The 17,147-nt window shown below is 60.5% G+C and carries 14 protein-coding genes; 7 read left to right on the top strand and 7 right to left on the bottom strand.

Annotated features, from left to right (window positions below; translation table 11 throughout):
- Window positions 1-181 precede the first annotated feature (181 nt).
- A complete protein-coding gene (locus tag ACMGGW_RS18970) occupies window positions 182-1,063 on the bottom strand; it encodes a 2OG-Fe dioxygenase family protein (RefSeq protein ID WP_025304191.1) in 882 nt (293 codons plus the stop codon).
- Window positions 1,064-1,093: 30 nt separating this feature from the next.
- Window positions 1,094-1,426: a tRNA-binding protein gene (locus tag ACMGGW_RS18965; protein ID WP_025304190.1), complete on the bottom strand. Its 333-nt coding sequence runs from the start codon at window positions 1,424-1,426 to the stop codon at window positions 1,094-1,096.
- Window positions 1,427-1,716: 290 nt separating this feature from the next.
- Here ACMGGW_RS18965 and ACMGGW_RS18960 point away from each other — a divergent pair, with 290 nt between their 5' ends.
- The 4 genes from ACMGGW_RS18960 to ACMGGW_RS18945 all read left to right on the top strand — a co-directional run bounded on the left by ACMGGW_RS18960 (window position 1,717) and on the right by ACMGGW_RS18945 (window position 6,798).
- Window positions 1,717-2,634, top strand: a complete 918-nt coding sequence (locus ACMGGW_RS18960; RefSeq protein ID WP_089196249.1) for a DMT family transporter — start codon at window positions 1,717-1,719, stop codon at window positions 2,632-2,634.
- A gap of 164 nt (window positions 2,635-2,798) precedes the next feature.
- Complete coding sequence (locus ACMGGW_RS18955; RefSeq protein ID WP_043142713.1) at window positions 2,799-3,887, top strand: ABC transporter substrate-binding protein; 1,089 nt, start codon at window positions 2,799-2,801, stop codon at window positions 3,885-3,887.
- A gap of 78 nt (window positions 3,888-3,965) precedes the next feature.
- Entirely contained in the window at window positions 3,966-5,735 is a 1,770-nt protein-coding gene (locus ACMGGW_RS18950) for an ABC transporter permease (protein ID WP_025304187.1), read from the top strand.
- On the top strand, window positions 5,728-6,798 hold the full coding sequence (locus ACMGGW_RS18945; protein ID WP_025304186.1) for an ABC transporter ATP-binding protein: 1,071 nt from the start codon (window positions 5,728-5,730) through the stop codon (window positions 6,796-6,798). The genes ACMGGW_RS18950 and ACMGGW_RS18945 overlap by 8 nt, the downstream gene beginning before the upstream one ends.
- Before the next feature lie 30 nt (window positions 6,799-6,828).
- Here the strand turns inward: ACMGGW_RS18945 and ACMGGW_RS18940 are convergent, their stop codons facing one another.
- From ACMGGW_RS18940 to ACMGGW_RS18920, 5 genes are all read right to left on the bottom strand, one after another.
- Window positions 6,829-7,794, bottom strand: coding sequence for a 2Fe-2S iron-sulfur cluster-binding protein (locus ACMGGW_RS18940; protein WP_197832475.1), 966 nt, complete (start codon window positions 7,792-7,794; stop codon window positions 6,829-6,831).
- A gap of 41 nt (window positions 7,795-7,835) precedes the next feature.
- Window positions 7,836-9,284, bottom strand: a complete 1,449-nt coding sequence (locus tag ACMGGW_RS18935; RefSeq protein WP_025304184.1) for an NAD-dependent succinate-semialdehyde dehydrogenase — start codon at window positions 9,282-9,284, stop codon at window positions 7,836-7,838.
- Between the two features lie 46 nt (window positions 9,285-9,330).
- Entirely contained in the window at window positions 9,331-10,455 is a 1,125-nt protein-coding gene (locus tag ACMGGW_RS18930; protein WP_025304183.1) for an aromatic ring-hydroxylating oxygenase subunit alpha, read from the bottom strand.
- A 26-nt stretch (window positions 10,456-10,481) separates the two neighbouring features.
- Window positions 10,482-12,092, bottom strand: coding sequence for a BCCT family transporter (locus ACMGGW_RS18925; protein WP_025304182.1), 1,611 nt, complete (start codon window positions 12,090-12,092; stop codon window positions 10,482-10,484).
- 364 nt (window positions 12,093-12,456) lie between these two features.
- Window positions 12,457-13,542 carry a tartrate dehydrogenase gene (locus tag ACMGGW_RS18920; protein ID WP_025304181.1) on the bottom strand — a complete coding sequence of 362 codons (1,086 nt, stop codon included), beginning with the start codon at window positions 13,540-13,542 and terminating at the stop codon, window positions 12,457-12,459.
- 82 nt (window positions 13,543-13,624) lie between these two features.
- Here ACMGGW_RS18920 and ACMGGW_RS18915 point away from each other — a divergent pair, with 82 nt between their 5' ends.
- The 3 genes from ACMGGW_RS18915 to pgk all read left to right on the top strand — a co-directional run bounded on the left by ACMGGW_RS18915 (window position 13,625) and on the right by pgk (window position 17,146).
- On the top strand, window positions 13,625-14,584 hold the full coding sequence (locus tag ACMGGW_RS18915) for a LysR substrate-binding domain-containing protein (RefSeq protein ID WP_269149643.1): 960 nt from the start codon (window positions 13,625-13,627) through the stop codon (window positions 14,582-14,584).
- Window positions 14,585-14,895: 311 nt separating this feature from the next.
- The gene (gene epd / locus ACMGGW_RS18910; protein ID WP_004931582.1) at window positions 14,896-15,912 is read left to right on the top strand and encodes an erythrose-4-phosphate dehydrogenase; all 1,017 of its coding nucleotides are present in this window, start codon (window positions 14,896-14,898) and stop codon (window positions 15,910-15,912) included.
- Window positions 15,913-15,982: 70 nt separating this feature from the next.
- Window positions 15,983-17,146 carry a phosphoglycerate kinase gene (gene pgk, locus ACMGGW_RS18905; RefSeq protein ID WP_197832474.1) on the top strand — a complete coding sequence of 388 codons (1,164 nt, stop codon included), beginning with the start codon at window positions 15,983-15,985 and terminating at the stop codon, window positions 17,144-17,146.
- Window position 17,147 lies beyond the last annotated feature (1 nt).

Genomic DNA, 17,147 nt, shown 5'->3' with positions numbered 1-17,147 from the left:
AACGGCCTGGCTGCGGAATGAAGCACTGCAGGAGGAGGCGCGTGGGGCAGCGTAAGCCCGCAAAAATTTTCGTCCGGCAGGATATAATAATTCGGCGACAAAAACCTGATTAATCCAGCGCTGTTTACCCCGGCGTGAACCGGCCGCACAGAGGGATCCTGGCGGCCGGCCCGGCAGCGCGTTAGCTCGCGCGCGCCACCATGTCTATCGACAGCGGGATTTCGATATGCGGTTTAAAAGAGTCATACGCGAAGGAGACGTGGCCGTCTTCGACCGGTTTACGGGTGAAAAAGATCAGCATATCACGGGTCGAATGCCGGCGTTTGTCCTGCGCTTCCACCGGTGAGAGGCTGTGTTTGCGCTCATGGTCGACAATCAGCAGGGTATCGAGGAAATGCCGATGCTGTATTTCGCCCAAAATCCATTCCGGCCGGGCGCGATCGAATTTGATCCCGCTGGTTTCGCGCATATCGTGAATAAAGGTCTTGGCGCTGTCGTCGGTCATGTTGTCGCAGCCGAGGAAGGTCGTCATGGTGTGGTCGACGCCGTCGCTGTGTACGCCTTCCAGCGCCGGTTCGCCCAACATCTGCGGCGTGGTGACGGTGCGCAGGTTGAACACCGTGCAGACGAATTTGTTGATCTCCTGATTAAGCCGGGGGCGCGGCGTCACGCTCACGCCATCGATCACGTAGGCTTTGAATTTCATCAGTGCCTGAAATGCCGTATTCAACTGCAGATCGTCGTTGATGCCGCGGAAATGGCGCACCTTTCCCGAATCGTAGCGGATGAAGTCTTCCTCGACCGAGAGCACGAAAGGCTGGAACTCCAGCCGCTCAATCTGGGCGCGATCGAAGTCGAAGCAGAAGCGGCCGTTTCTGGACTTGCGGAAAGGCAGTGTGGGATCGTCCGCCAGATTGGCGCTGACCTGCTGCAGCCTGGCGAAATCTTCCGGCCGCGCGCCCAGCGCCAGCAGGATCGCTTGCATGGTGGCGCCGGGGATAAAGGCTGAACGGTGTTCCTGGTACGCCTTCTTAACTTCATCAAGCAGGGATAACTGTCGCATTTCTCGGTGGCCTCACGAATGATGTGGCGATTATAAAATCTTGCTGCCGATCTCCACGTCGACATCGGGTTTCAGCAAGACAGTGCCTTGATCCCGGGTGACCGCGGCAAGTACCAGCACTTCAGATTTAAATCCGGCAACCCGCCTGGCGGGGAAATTAACGACGGAGATGACTTTTTTTCCAAGCAGATCATCTTCCTGATAGTTTTCGCATAATTGCGCCGAGCTGTTTTTAATGCCAATTTCTTCGCCGAAATCAATGCGCAGCTTATAGGCGGGTTTTAATGCCTTGTCGTTATATTCCACGGAAATAATTTCGCCAATACGCATATCCAGTTTCATAAAATCAGTGATTTCGGCCATGAGTCAGTCCAGTTAATTAAGTGGCTTCAGGAAGGCTAGCAAAGGGGAATTATTCCGACAATGCCGCCAGGAGGGGAATAGTTATACCGGATGTAGCAATTAATTTACATTATCGTAACGTGGTGGAATTAATTATAAGCTTGGTGAATTATATAAGATTGAAACTTCATTATTTCCCGCAATTATGTTCACCACGCCTGCTTGGTGCCAGCGTCGATACTGTTAAGCCCGTGTTAAATTGGTTAGTATGCTCTGCATTAATTCATCAACGGCATTTTTTAGGTAGTGATATGGAAATAACCCAGCGCGAAAAACGCGATCGGCGAAAGGCATTTATTGCGCCGTTTTTCCTGATATTAATTTGGTCGACAGGTTTTATTGCCGCGCGGGCGGTGGCGGATCATGCCGATCCCAACCTTTTCCTGACCTTTCGCTTTTTGATCGCCGCGGCAGTATTCGCTCTGCTGGCGCTGCATTGCGCCTGGCCCAAGGGGCGACAGTTCGTGATGCACCTGCTGACCGGCATGTTGATGAACGGTGTTTACCTTGCCGCAAGCTGGTGGGCGGTGGCGAACGGCCTGGCAGCCGGAGTGATGTCGCTGATCGGCGGATTGCAGCCGCTGTTTACCGCGCTGATTTTCGCGCTGGTGCTGCGTAAGCCGATCGGGTTACGTTCCTGGGCCGGGCTGGCGGTCGGTTTTATCGGCGTTGCGCTGGTGCTCTCCCCGCGGCTGACCGGCATCGACGTCGGCAATATGGCGCTGCTGCCGATCCTGATGGGGTTTGGCAGCATCGTTGCGCTGACGATAGGCATCATGGTGCAGAAGTCTTCGCTGGCAGCGGCCGATCTGCGGGCGGCAGGCGCCATTCAGCACCTCGGCGCGGCGATCGTGACCGGCGTACTGGCGGCCGTGATGGGCTCAGGCGCCTGGGACAATTCGCCAACGCTGTGGTTCTCGCTGCTGTGGTCGGCCGGCGTGTTGTCGCTGGGCGGCACCGCGCTGTTCATTTGGATGGTGCGCCACGGCGATTTGACTCGCATTACCGCGCTGATGCTGCTGGTGCCGCCGGCGGCGGCGCTGCAGGCTTACGCGCTGTTTGGTGAGGCGTTGTCGCTGGTGCAGCTGGCGGGATTTGTTCTGACGCTGCTGGGGGTTGCCATCGTACAGCGAATTCGCCTGCGGCGGCGCTCTCACCTGGCCGAATAGTCTGCGATAGGAAGTGCTGTAAAGCCCGCGCTGCCGGGCTTTTTATTGGCTGAAAAACGTCCAACCTCACAAAACCGAAAGATAACAAGCAACGCCGTTGCCTCGTCATAAATATTAACTGTATGTTAATTTTTGGTTTATTAAATGTGATCATGGGATGGATGATGATGAAAAAAATCAGCGCGACCGTAGCTGCTATCACCTTACTGGGCTCCGTTTCCGCCTATGCGGCCTTCCCGGCGGGCTACCCTGCCGACTATCAGAAACTGGTCGACGGCGCGAAGAAAGAAGGCAAGGTGGTGATTTATTCAACCACCGACACCAAGGCGGCGGCGCCGCTGATCCAGGGGTTCGAGGCGTTGTATCCGGGCATCAAGGTCGAATACAACGACATGAACAGCACCGAACTGTATAACCGCTTTATCAGCGAGCAGGCGGCCGGCGGCACCAGCGGCGACCTGGTGTGGAGTTCGTCGATGGACACCATTTTGAAACTGGCGGGCGATTACGCGCAGGAGTATGCCTCTCCGGAGCGGGCTCAGCTGCCAAAATGGGCGGTATGGCAAGATAAAGTGTATGGCACCACCTATGAGCCGGTGGTGTTTATCTATAACAAACGGCTGATCCCGCAGGGCGATGTGCCGGATTCACACGCGGCGCTGGCTAAACTGATCGCCGGCCAGACGGACAAATTCAAGAAGAAAGTCACCACCTACGACATCGAAAAATCCGGCGTCGGCTTCATGCTGTCGGTGCAGGACTTCAAGGCCGATCCTAACTACTTCAAAACGCTGGCCGACGTGGCCAAGGGCGGGCTGGCGGTGCAATCTTCCACCGGCACCATGATGGAGCGCGTCTCCTCCGGTGAAAACCTGATCGGCTTCAATATCCTCGGTTCATACGCCGAGGCCCGCGCCAAGAGCGATCCGTCGCTCGGCATCGTCTATCCGAAAGACTATACCCTGGTGCTGTCGCGCGTGAGCTTCATCAGCAAAGAGGCCGGCAACCCTAATGCCGCCAAGCTGTGGTTCGACTACGTGCTGTCGGAGAAAGGGCAAAATATTCTCGCCAATCAGGCGGATATCCCCTCGATCCGCAACGACATCGAAGGCAAGAACGACATCGATGGCATGACCAAGCTGTTGGGTAACGCGCTCAAGCCGATCCCGGTCGATGACAGCCTGCTGGAATATCTGCAGCCGGCCAAACGTCTCGACTACATCAAACAATGGCGCGCCGCCGCGGCGAAATAACAGGGACTGCATTCGGACGCGCGCCTGCCGCACGGGCGCGCGCCCTTTGGTCGTCGTTTACAACCATAGGGAGCATTTATGCAAGCATGGCGCAGAAAGTGGCAGAGCCTGCCGCGCGGCCTGGTGGTGTTGATAACCGCGCTGGTTATCTATGTCCCCCTGTCGTTTATCATCATTCAAAGCTTCCTCTCGGCTCCGTTTTTCTCTCCCTCCAAGGTCTTCAGCCTGGAGGCCTTCGAGTTCATCTTTACCGATCCGGATTTCTACAAGGCGCTGAAAAGCGGCTTTATTCTGGCATTCGGCCTGGTGATTATCGCCATCCCGCTCGGCGGCATTTTGGCCTTCCTGATGGTGCGCACCGATCTGCCGGGGCGGCGGATCATCGAACCGCTGATTTTGGTGCCGATCTTCGTGTCGCCGATGGTGCTGGGTTTCGGTTACGTTGTGGCGGCGGGGCCGGTCGGCTTCTTCTCGCTGTGGGCGGAGGCGCTGCTGGGTTTCGTGCCGTGGAACATCTATTCGATGGCCAGCATCGTGGTGATAGCCGGGTTGACGCACGTGCCCCACGCGTATCTGTACATCTCCTCGGCGCTGCGCAGCGTGGGCTCCGACGTTGAAGAAGCGGCGCGCACCGCCGGCGCTACGCCGCTGCAGGTGATGACCGCCGTCAGTCTGCCGATGGTGCGGCCGTCTATCTTGTACGCCGGGGTGCTGCTGTTCTTCCTCGGGCTGGAGGTGTTCGGCCTGATGCTGGTGCTGGGCGATCCGGAAGGCAACCTGGTGCTGGCGACCTACCTGTATCAGTTGACCAACAAGCTGGGCACGCCTTCTTACCACCTGATGGCGGCGGTAGCGGTGGTGCTGATCTGCATCACCATTCCATTGGTGATGCTGCAGCGCAGGCTGATGCGTACCGCCAACCGTTTCGTCACCGTCAAGGGCAAAGCCTCGCAGGCGCGCGCGCTGCCGCTGGGCAAATGGCGCTGGGTGGCCGGCGCGGTGGTGATGTTCTGGCTGACCGTGACCATCGGCGTGCCGCTGATCGGCGTAGTGCTGCGCGCCTTTATCTCCAACTGGGGCGTGGGCGTGTCTGTCTGGGACGAACTGTCGATCAACACCTTCCGCACCATCTGGGCGCAACCCAACCTGCTGCGCGCCATCGTCAACTCGATGGCGATCGGGGTGATCGGCGGGGCGCTGGCGGTGGCGTGCTATCTGTTTATCGGCATTGCCATGCACCGCAAGCCGGATGGCGCCACGCGCTTCCTCGACTACAGCGTGCTGGTGCCGCGCGCGGTGCCGGGGCTGTTGGCCGGCCTGGCGTTCCTGTGGGTGTTTCTGTTCCTGCCGATGTGGCTGGACAAATCGCTTAAGGAAGGCTGGCTGTCAGTGCTGCCGATGGCAGAATGGCTGCGCGAGAACGTGATCGTCTGGCTGCGTTCGCTGCGCAGCACCATCTTCAGCGTCTGGCTGGCCTACACCGTGGTGTGGATGGCTTACGGCCTGCGGCTGATCTCTTCTACGCTGCTGCAGGTGGGACCGGAGCTGGAGGAGGCGGCGCGCAGCGCCGGCGCCAGCCGCGGCCAGATCACCCGCCACGTCACCATTCCGCTGTCGCGCTACGGCCTGATCGGCTCCTGGTTGCTGATGTTCCTGATCTTTGAACGCGAATATTCCACCGGGGTGTATCTGCTGTCTCCGGGCACGGAAACCATCGGCTCGATGCTGGTTTCCCTGTGGGCCGCGGGCGCTATCGATATCGTCGCCGCGCTGTCGTTCATCAATATCCTGCTGGTGGTGCTGGGGCTGGGGATCGCCTTGCGCTTTGGAGTGAAATTACATGATTGAACTTTCGGTAGAGAACCTGCATTTGACCTATGGCGACAACCCGGTGTTGAAAGGGGTGTCGATGGATCTGAAACGGGGCGAAGTGGTCTCGCTGCTGGGCCCGTCGGGCAGCGGCAAAACCACGCTGCTGCGGGCGGTAGCCGGGCTGGAGAAACCGAGCCAGGGGCGGATCGTCATCGGCAACAGCGCGGTGTACAACGGCAGCGCACGCAGTGAAATTCCCGCCGAAGAGCGCAATCTGGGGCTGGTGTTTCAGTCCTACGCCCTGTGGCCGCATAAAACGGTGTTTGAGAACGTCGCTTACCCGCTGAAACTGCGTAAGACTGCCTCGGCGGAAATCGCCCAGCGGGTGCAGGCGGTGCTGGATCAGCTCGGGCTGGGGCATTTGGCCAAACGCCATCCGCACCAACTCTCCGGCGGCCAACAGCAGCGCGTGGCGATCGGGCGCGCGCTGGTCTACAACCCGCCGGTGATCCTGCTGGATGAGCCGCTGTCCAACCTTGACGCCAAGCTGCGCGAAGAGGCGCGAGTATTCCTGCGCGAGTTGATCATCAAGCTGGGTCTGTCGGCGCTGATGGTGACCCACGATCAGAACGAGGCGATGGCCATTTCCGATCGCATCCTGCTGCTCAATAACGGCAAAATCGAACAGCAGGGCACGCCGCAGGAGATGTACGGTTCGCCCACCACGCTGTTCACCGCCGAGTTCATGGGCAGCAACAACCGGTTGCCGGGCAAGGTCGTCGCGCTGGAAGGCGATCGGGCGCGCATCGAAGGTAAGGATTGGGCGCTGTGGGGCAAAGCGGGCGAAGGCGTGCAGGTCGGGCAGGAGGGCACGGCGGTGATCCGCGTCGAGCGCGTGCGGTTGGGTGAAGATCCGCAGGGCAACCAGCTTGAGCTGCCGTTGCTGACCAGCATGTATCTCGGCGATCGCTGGGAATACCTGTTCCGCACCGTGGCCGAAGATTTTGTAGTGCGCGCCTATGGCCACGAGGCGCGCGATCGGGCGCTGTGCCGGCTCTCCCTGCCGGCCGAGCATCTGTGGATATTCCCGAAAGCCTAACCAGGACGCCCGCCGATGCGGGCGCTCCGTTTACAAATCCAGCACCAGCCGGCTGCCTTTGGCGCGCGAGCAGCAGATCAACAGGGTCTGCTGCGCCGCGCGCTCTTCCTCACTGAGATATTGATCGCGGTGATCGGCTTCCCCTTCGACGATGCGGGTTTCGCAGGTGCCGCAAATGCCTTCGCGGCACAGGCACTCGACCCTGGCCGCCTTGCTGTTTTCCAGCGCCTGCAGGATGGTCATGTCTTGCGCCACTTCAAGCTCAATGCCCGATCGAGCCAGCACCAGCGTAAAGGCGCCGCCCGCTGTGTCTTCGGCGGCGAAGGCTTCGCTGTGTAAACGCGCGGCGTCGATACCCCGTTCGGCGGCGATCCGGTAGACCGCTTCATTTAGCGCCGCCGGGCCGCAGACGTAGATATGGGCGCCGGGTTCCACATCGGCCAGCGTGCGCGCCAGATCCAACCGGCCGCCAAGGCTGGAGACATGGCAACTGACGTTGTCTGCGAACGGCGCTTGCATCAACTGCTGCTGGAAGGTGTTGTGTTCCTCGCTGTGGAAGCAGTAGTGCAGATGGTAGCGTTGGCCGCTGCGTTGCAGCTCATGCAGATGGGCCATAAACGGCGTGATGCCGATGCCGCCGGCGATCAGCACGTGATGTTGCGCCTCCGGCGCCAGCGCGAACAGGTTATTCGGGGTGCTGATGGTCAGCGTATCGCCGACCGCCAGCCGGTCATGCATGAAGTCGGAACCGCCTTTGGAAGGGGACTCACGGCGCACGGCGATCTGGTAACGGTCGAGCTCGAACGGTGAGCTCAGCAGCGAATAGGCGTTGCTGTAGCGCTGCTCGCCGTCCTGCATTTGCACGATGATGTGGCTGCCGCCGCTGAAGGCGGGCAGCGGGCGGCCTTGCGGATCCGCCAGGGTAAAGCGCTTGACCTGTGCGGTGACGGTTTCGATGTCGACGACGCGAACATCAAGCATCTGATAGCTGGTCATTCATTGGCTCCAAAGCGCGGGCGTCCCCGCGCATGAAAAAGTTATACCGCCTGGCACAGGTATTTGAGCTCCAGATAGTCTTCGATGCCGTATTCGGAGCCTTCACGCCCCAGCCCCGACTGTTTCACCCCGCCGAACGGCGCCACCTCGTTGGAGATAAGCCCGGTATTGATGCCGACCATGCCGTACTCCAGCTGTTCCGAAACGCGCCAGATGCGCGCCGCATCGCGGGTGTAGAAGTAAGCGGCCAAGCCGTAGATGGTGTCGTTGGCCTGACGGATCGCCTCGGCTTCGTCATCGAACACTACCAGCGGCGCGACCGGGCCGAAGATCTCTTCTTCCAGCAGCAGCGAGCCGGGCTGCACGTCGCCCAGCACCGTCGGCGTGAAGAAATTGCCGCCCAGCGCGTGCGGCGTGGCACCGGTCAGCACCTGAGCGCCTTTGCTCAGCGCGTCATCGAGCAGCTCCAGCACCTTGTCGCGTGCCTTGCGGTTGATCAGCGGGCCGATCTGCACGCCGGCTTCGAAGCCGTTGCCGACCTGCAGCGCCGCCACGCGGGCGACAAACTTCTTGGCGAACTGCGGGTAAACGCCGCGCTGCACGTAGAACCGGTTGACGCAGACGCAGGTCTGCCCGGCGTTGCGGTATTTGGCGATCAGCGCGCCTTCCACCGCGGCATCGATGTCCGCATCGTCAAACACGATGAACGGCGCGTTGCCGCCCAGCTCCAGCGACACTTTCTTGATGGTGTCCGCGCTCTGGCGCATCAGCAGCCTGCCCACCGGCGTGGAGCCGGTAAAGCTGAGTTTGCGCACCTGCGGGTGGCGAGTCAGCTCGGCGCCGATCGCCTGTGAATTGCCGGTCACCACGTTGAATACCCCGGCGGGAATGCCGGCGCGTTCGGCCAGCTCGGCCATCGCCAGCGCCGAATAAGGGGTTTCGTTGGCGGGTTTGACCACCAGCGTACAGCCGGCCGCCAGCGCCGGCGCGGCCTTGCGGGTGATCATCGCCGCCGGAAAGTTCCAGGGCGTGATCGCCGCGCACACGCCGATGCCCTGTTTCAGCACCATCAGGCGTTTATCGCTGCTCGGCGACGGAATGATGTCGCCGTTGGCGCGCTTGGCCTGTTCGGCGAACCATTCGATAAAGGAGGCGGCGTAGCGGATCTCACCCAGCGATTCCGCCAGCGGTTTGCCTTGCTCCAGCGTCATCAGGTTGGCCAGATCCTGCTGGTGCTCCAGCATCAGTTCGAACCAGCGGCGCAACAGCTGCGCGCGCTGTTGCGCCGGCAGCGCGCGCCAGCCTTCCAGCGCCTGCTGGGCGGCGTCGATCGCCTGTTCGGTTTCGGCCGTCGCCATGTTGGGCACGCTGCCGATTGGCCGGCCGGTGGCGGGATCGCTCACCGGCAGGGTTTCCTGGTTGTCGGCGTCGCGCCATTGGCCGTTGATATATGCCTGTTGGCGGAATAGCGCCCGATCGGAAATTTTCACAAGAACCTCACAAGTCAGGGGAAAGGGGCCCGCGGGCCCCGTCGCATCAAGGTTGATAAACCTGCGCCAGCAGGTTGTGGAAGTGGGCGATGCCGTGTTCGCTGACGCCGCTGCCGGCGCCGTCGGCCATGATGCGCCCCTGGCCGCGATAGCCGCGCGACTTCAGGCCTTTTTGCACGCTTTCCACCAGCCGCAAATCTTCCGGGCGGAACACGTCGCGGTACCAGTCGATCAGTTTGAGCTGTTCGTCGCTCAAATCGGTGTTGGTGAAGTAGATGTCGTAGTGCTGCAGGGTGGTTTCCGCATCGACCGGGAACTCATAGATCACCGTCATCATGCCTTCCAGCGGCGGCATGTTGAACATGGTGCACGGCCACAGCCAGATGCCGTGGAAGCTGGATTCTTTGCCCTCTTCAAACTTGAACGACTGCTCGGAAGGGCGGGCGTAGCCGAACTGCAGCGTCCAGTTGCCGTGCAGGGTGTGCCAGTAGCGATCGACCTGCACCGAGTCGGCGAAGCCGGGGTGTGCCGGGCCGCAGTGGTAGCACTCGAGGTAGTTGTCGACGATGTTCTTCCAGTTGGCCGGAGTGCGGGTGACGAAGCGTGCCGCCAGCTTGAGATCGTCGACCTGCGGGCAGGCCTCGCGCACTTTGGCGCCGAGGCCCGGCAACTGGTCTTCCACCGTGCCGGCCTGCGAGTCCAGATTGACGTAAATAAACCCGGCGTACTCTTCGACCCGCACCGGCATCAGGTGCGAGTTTTCCTTATCAAAGTTCTGCACGTTTTCGCAGTTGCGCGCGTGCGCCAGCTCGCCGTCCAGCTTGAACGCCCAGGCGTGATAAGGGCAAGTGATGACGTTCTTCGCCCGGCCGTCGCCCGCCAGCAGTTGGTGGCCGCGGTGCGGGCAGACGTTGTAAAAGGCGCGCAGCACGTTGTCGCGGCCGCGCACCACCAGAATGTTTTCACCGATGATCTCGCGGGTGATGTAGTCGTTCGGTTGGGCAAGCTCGCTGCGGTGCGCCACACAAATCCAACTGGTGGCGAACACCTGCTCTTTTTCGTGCTCGAACGCCGCCTGGTGGGTATAGAACCGGGCTGGAATGGTGTAAGCCTCGCGGGCGTCGGCGCAGAAATCTTTCGGTAAGGTAAATTCAGGGATCAGAGTGCTCATAAGTTAACCTTCCTCTTTTCTTATTGTCATTTCGCCATAGGGCGCGGTTGATACGACGATGGAGCGGGGAGTTCGGCGGCCGCCGGTGCTTCGGGCAGCGCCGGCGGGCTGCTTTCGATCAGGTGCGCCGGGATGGCCGCGTAGTCCTGCTTTAGCCAGCGGGCAAAGCCGTAGGTTTTCACCAGCAGCACCAGCAGGAACGGCAGCGCGGTCAGGATCACCGTGGTTTTCATGGTGTCCAGCGAGGCGCCGGTAAACAGGATCGACAGCGGGATCAGGGTGATCACCACGCACCAGAACAGGCGCAGCATCGGACTGGGATCTTGCCCCTCCTGCAGGTTGCGGGTGCTGGTGGCGGCCATGGTGTAGGCCACCGCGTCCATGTGCGAGGCCAGGAAAATGATCATGATGAACAGATAGGCGGCCAGGAACAGCTTGCCGAGCGGCAGCGCCGTCAGCAGCATCTGCACGGCGGTTTCGCCACCCTGGGTGCTGAGGATCTCCGGCACGTTGAGCTGCCCGCTGATGAACTGGTGCATGGCGTAGCTTTCCAGCGAGCCGAAGAAGAACCAGCAACCGAGGGTGCTGCCGAGCAACAAGGCCCAGATCACCTCTTTAATCTTGCGGCCGCGCGAGACGCGGGTGACGAACATCGCCACGCCCGGGGTATAGGAGATCCACCACAGCCAGTAGAACACCGTCCAGCTGCGGCTGAAGCTGCCGTCGCCCATCGGATCGGTGAACAGGCTCATCTGCAGGAAGTTTTGCGCCGTCAGGCCGATGGCGTTGATGGTGTTGTTGATGGTGAACTCGGTCGGGCCGACCAGCAGCACCAGCCCGGCGAAGGCGAAGGCACCCCAGCCGACCATTTTGCTCAGGCGCTGCATGCCGCCGTCGATGCCGATGTAAGAGCTGAGACAGAAGATCACCGCGGCCAGCAGGATCACCGTCGCCTGCACCACGAAATTGTCCGGGATGCCGGTCAGTGCCGTCAGCCCACGGGTAAAGGTAGAGGCCGTCAGCACCAGTGAAATTGTGAGGGCGCCGACGGTGGCGACCAGGAAGATCAGATCCACCAACCGCCCGATCGGGCCGTTGGCGCGCACACCGGTGATGGCGGAAATGATCCCCGATAGGCTGAGCCCTTTGTTCTTACGCACGTGGAAGTGGTAGGCCATGATCAGCGAGGCGAGGGCATAGGTCGCCCAGGCGCTCAGGCCCCAGTGGAAGAAGGAGTAGCTGATGCTGTATTCCAGCGCCTTCGGGGTGCGCGGCGCGATGTTCAGCCCCGGCGTCTGGTAATAATACGCCCATTCCATCACCCCCCAGTACAGGGTGGACGAGCCCAGGCCAGCGCAGATGAACATGAACAGCCAGGCTAACGTGGAGTACTGCGGTTTGCCTTCGCCGAGGCGGATGTTGCCGTATTTGCTCAACGCCAGATACAGCACCACCAGCAGGGCGATCAGCACCAGGATTTGAATGGTTGAGCCGAACAGCCGGGTGACGCCGTTGAAAATGGTGTTGGCGATAAGCGCGGATTGAGCTGGAAAGAGCATCAGGCAAATGGCGATCAGCGCAATACTGCACAGGCTGATGGCGATGAGCGTGACATCCTTTTTAGGGGTGCTCTGCATGGGAGTGAACTCCTGTTATCGGTGGTGGGCCGGTGCGCGAAGCGTAGGGTGCGCCCGGGCCTTATTGGTTTGAACCCTTTGTTTTGTTACACCGCGAGGAGCAACCGCCCCGGCAGAACGCCACCGGAAATGTTTACTCTTCATTAACATTTTTGAGTGTGCACAAATTACGGGAGGGCCACAATTGGGGCATCTGTAAAAGGATAAAACACAGTATGTAAACAATTTGTTGTGATCTTGGCCGGGGTATTGGCGTGCTTTCTGCGGTGGTTTTCAACGGATTTGCGGCGGCGATCGAAGCGGAAAAGCGGACATGGCAAAGCAGGGCGCGAAAACGCGCCCTGCGCAGGAAAATCAGCGGTGTTTAGCGTTGCAGCAGGGCGGCGATCGCCTGGCCGACTTGCTGAGTGGAGGCATCGCCGCGCATATCCGGCGTGCGCGGCCCGTCGGCGATGATGCGCTCGATCGCCTGCAGGATGCCGTCGTGTGCCTGGCGGTAACGGGCATCGCCGTCGCCGAGGAAGTCCAGCATCATCGCGCCGCTCCAGATCATGGCGATCGGGTTGGCGATGTTTTTGCCGAAAATGTCCGGCGCCGAGCCGTGCACCGGCTCGAACAGCGACGGGAAGTTGCGCTCCGGGTTCAGGTTGGCCGACGGCGCAATGCCGATAGTGCCGGTGCAGGCCGGGCCGAGATCAGACAAAATATCGCCGAACAGGTTGGAGGCCACCACCACGTCGAAGCGTTCGGGGTTCAGCACGAAGCGCGCGCATAGAATATCTATGTGCTGCTTGTCCCAGGCGATGTCCGGATACCGGCGCGCCATCTCCGCCACGCGCTCATCCCAGTACGGCATGCTGATGGCCATGCCGTTGGACTTGGTGGCTGCGGTCAGGCGCTTGCGCGGGCGCTGTTGCGCCAGCTCAAAGGCGTACTTGAGGATGCGGTCCACGCCCTGACGGGTGAAGACCGATTCCTGGATCACCATCTCGCGTTCAGTGCCTTCGAACATCCGTCCGCCGAGCGAGGAGTATTCCCCTTCGGTATTTTCGCGCACCACGTAGAAATCGATATCGCCCGGCTGTTTGTTCGCCAGCGGGCAGGGCACGCCGGGAAACAGCCGTACTGGGCGCAGGTTGACGTACTGCTCGAAGTCGCGGCGGAATTTCAACAGCGACCCCCACAGCGAAATGTGATCGGGCACCGTATCCGGCCAGCCGACGGCGCCGAAGTAGATGGCATCGAAGCCCTTGAGCTGCTCAAACCAATCGTCCGGCATCATCTGGCCGTGGTGCTGGTAGTAGTCGCAGCTGGCCCACTCGAAAGTGTCGAATTCCAGCGACAGATCCCAGCGTGCCGCCGCCGCTTGCAACACTCGTATGCCTTCCGGCAACACTTCCCGCCCGATACCGTCCCCGGGGATGGCGGCAATTTTATAGGTTTTGCTCATACAGAGGTCTCATTTGTAGGTAGGGGAGATTGACAACACTCTTATCCTATAATTGACTAACTGTTAATCAACCCTGAAAACGGTGAAACATAAAACACGAATCATGAACAATATGCCGATCCTGAGTGACCTGCGGGTGTTCGTGCTGGTGGCGCGCCGCGCCGGGTTTGCCGCCGCCGCCGAAGAGCTGGGCGTGTCGCCGGCCTTTATCAGCAAACGCATTGCGTTGCTGGAAAAAGCGCTGGACGTGTCGTTGCTGCACCGCACCACGCGGCGAGTGGCGATCACCGAAGACGGCGAACGCATCTACGAATGGGCGCAGCGCATTCTCAACGACGTCGATCAGATGATGGACGAGCTGTCCGAGGTGCGTCAGGCGCCGCAGGGCATGCTGCGCGTGGTCAGCAGCTTCGGCTTCGGCCGGCGTTTCGTGGCGCCGGCGCTGTCGGCGCTGGCGCGGCAGTACCCGCAGCTGGAGCTGCGGCTCGACGTGTCCGATAGGCTGGTGGATCTGGTCAGCGAAGGGTTCGATCTGGATATCCGCATCGGCGACGATATCGCCCCCAATTTGATTGCGCGCAAGCTGGCGGACAATCAGCGCATCTTGTGCGCTTCGCCGGCGTACCTGCAGCGCCACGGCGTGCCGAAAAACCCGGCGGAGCTGGCGGGCCGCACCTGTTTGGTGATCAAGGAACGCGATCACCCGTTCGGGCTGTGGCGGCTGCAGGGGCCGGGCGGCGAAGAGACGGTGAAGGTGACGGGGGCGCTGGCGTCGAACCACGGCGAGATCGTGCACCAGTGGTGCCTGGACGGGCAGGGCGTTGCGCTGCGTTCCGCCTGGGACGTAAAAGAGAACATCGACAGCGGCAGATTGGTGCACATCCTGCCGGAGTATTATCAGCCGGCCAACATCTGGGCGGTGTACGTTTCCCGGCTGGCAACGTCGGCGAAAGTGCGGGTGACGGTCGAATTTTTGCGCGACTATTTTCGTGAGCACTACGGCGAAACGGGGCCGGCGAGCGAAAATTCGTCGCGGTCTTGAGGCCAAAAATGTGCGCCAGATCATCTTATGCTCGTAAAACTCCCCTCCGTTACCTGAGGAACTGTCGCACCTGTTCCTTTTGCCAAAACTTTGGTTTATGCTCAGCTGAAGCGTTTCAGTTGAAGCACTCTTCAACAGAAATGCCGATGTGACGGCGGTGAAAAACCGCTGAAGCGCGGGAATAATGCAAACTCGGCGATTCACAGCGGGCGGTACGATCCACTACTCTATGCGGGTTAGTGAGACAACCAGTCAGCGCCGGGCGGCGCCGGTGAGTCACCCGGCGTGGACGGCCCTTTTTCAGGAGCAGCATGACCATCCGCATAGCGATAAACGGCTTTGGCCGCATCGGCCGCAGCGTATTGCGCGCACTGTACGAATCGGGACGACGGGCGGAAATCTCCGTGGTGGCGATCAACGAGCTGGCGAACGCCGAAGGCATGGCCCATCTGCTGAAGTACGATTCCAGCCACGGCCGCTTTGCGTGGGATGTGCGGCAAGAGTGCGACACGCTGAGCGTCGGAGACGACGCGATTCGCCTGTTGCATCAGCCGGCGGTGGAGCAGTTGCCCTGGGGCGAACTGGGCGTCGACGTGGTGCTGGACTGCAGCGGCGTGTACGGCAGCCGGGCGGATGGCGAAGCCCATCTGGCGGCGGGGGCGAAGAAAGTGCTGTTCGCCCATCCGGGCGGCAACGATCTGGACGCCACCATCGTGTTTGGCGTCAACCATCAGACGCTGCTGGCGGAACACCGCATCGTGTCCAACGCCTCGTGCACCACCAACTGCATTATTCCGGTGATCAAGCTGCTGGACGACGCCTACAGCATCGAGTCCGGCACCGTGACCACCATTCACTCGGCGATGAACGATCAGCCGGTGATCGACGCGTATCACGCGGATTTGCGGCGCACCCGCGCGGCGAGCCAGTCGATCATTCCGGTCGATACCAAGCTGGCCGCGGGCATCACCCGCATCTTCCCGCAGTTTTGCGATCGCTTCGAGGCTATCTCGGTGCGCGTGCCGACCATCAACGTGACGGCTATCGATCTTAGCGTCAGCGTGAGCGCCGCGGTGAAGGTGGCGGAGGTCAACCAGCTGTTGCAAAAGGCCGCACGGGAATCATTTCGTGGTATAGTTGACTACACGGAATTACCATTGGTCTCGATTGATTTTAACCATGACCCGCACAGCGCTATCGTCGACGGTACGCAGACCCGGGTCAGCGGGCAGCACCTGATAAAGACCTTGGTCTGGTGCGACAATGAATGGGGCTTTGCCAATCGGATGTTGGATACAACACGGGCAATGGCCGCCAGCGGTTTCTAGTACGGCGGCGCCGGCGTGATTGGCGCGCTGCTCAGGCAATTTTATAGAGATTCAATAAAGAGGGTTCACCATGTCTGTAATTAAGATGACCGATCTGGATCTGGCGGGTAAACGCGTACTGATCCGCTCCGATCTGAACGTGCCGGTAAAAGACGGTAAAGTGACTTCCGACGCGCGTATCCGCGCTTCCCTGCCGACTATCGAAGCTGCGCTGAAGCAAGGCGCCCGCGTGATGGTAACCTCCCACCTGGGTCGTCCTACCGAAGGCGAGTACAACGAAGAATTCTCCCTGCTGCCTGTGGTCAACTACCTGAAAGATCATCTGAAATCCCCAGTGCGTCTGGCGAAGGATTATCTGGATGGCGTCGACGTCGCCGAAGGCGAACTGGTGGTGCTGGAAAACGTTCGCTTCAACAAGGGCGAGAAGAAAGACGACGAAACCCTGTCCAAGAAATACGCGGCGCTGTGCGACGTGTACGTGATGGACGCGTTCGGCACCGCGCACCGCGCGCAGGCTTCCACCCACGGCGTGGGCAAGTTCGCGCCTGTCGCCTGTGCCGGCCCGCTGCTGTCCGCCGAGCTGGAAGCGCTGGGCAAGGCCCTGGGCAACCCGGCCCGTCCGATGGTCGCCATCGTGGGCGGCTCTAAAGTCTCCACCAAACTGACCGTGCTGGATTCCCTGTCCAAAATCGCCGATCAGCTGATCGTCGGCGGCGGCATCGCCAACACCTTCGTGGCGGCGCAGGGCAACAACGTGGGCCAGTCCCTGTACGAACCGGATCTGATCCCGAACGCGCAGAAACTGCTGGAAACCTGCGACATCCCGATTCCGACCGACGTGCGCGTGGCGACCGAGTTCTCCGAAACCGCGACCGCGACCGTGAAGCAGGCCAACGAGATCCAGGACAACGAGCAAATTCTGGATATGGGCGACGTCTCTGCCGAGCGTCTGGCCGTTATCCTGAAGAACGCCAAGACCATTCTGTGGAATGGCCCGGTTGGCGTATTCGAGTTCCCTAACTTCCGTAAGGGCACCGAAATTGTCGCCCGCGCGATCGCCGATAGCGACGCCTTCTCTATCGCTGGCGGCGGCGACACTCTGGCAGCCATCGATCTGTTCGGTATCGCTGACAAAATTTCCTACATCTCCACCGGCGGTGGCGCATTCCTGGAATTCGTTGAAGGGAAACCGCTGCCTGCAGTCGTGATGCTGGAAGAGCGCGCTAAGCAGTAAT

It is taken from the genome of Serratia sp. BNK-4 (assembly GCF_048685115.1).
In the GTDB taxonomy this organism is placed as follows: domain Bacteria; phylum Pseudomonadota; class Gammaproteobacteria; order Enterobacterales; family Enterobacteriaceae; genus Serratia; species Serratia bockelmannii.
The sequence above is the reverse complement of the archived record's forward strand: the minus strand, read 5'-3'. Positions and strand labels throughout refer to the sequence as shown.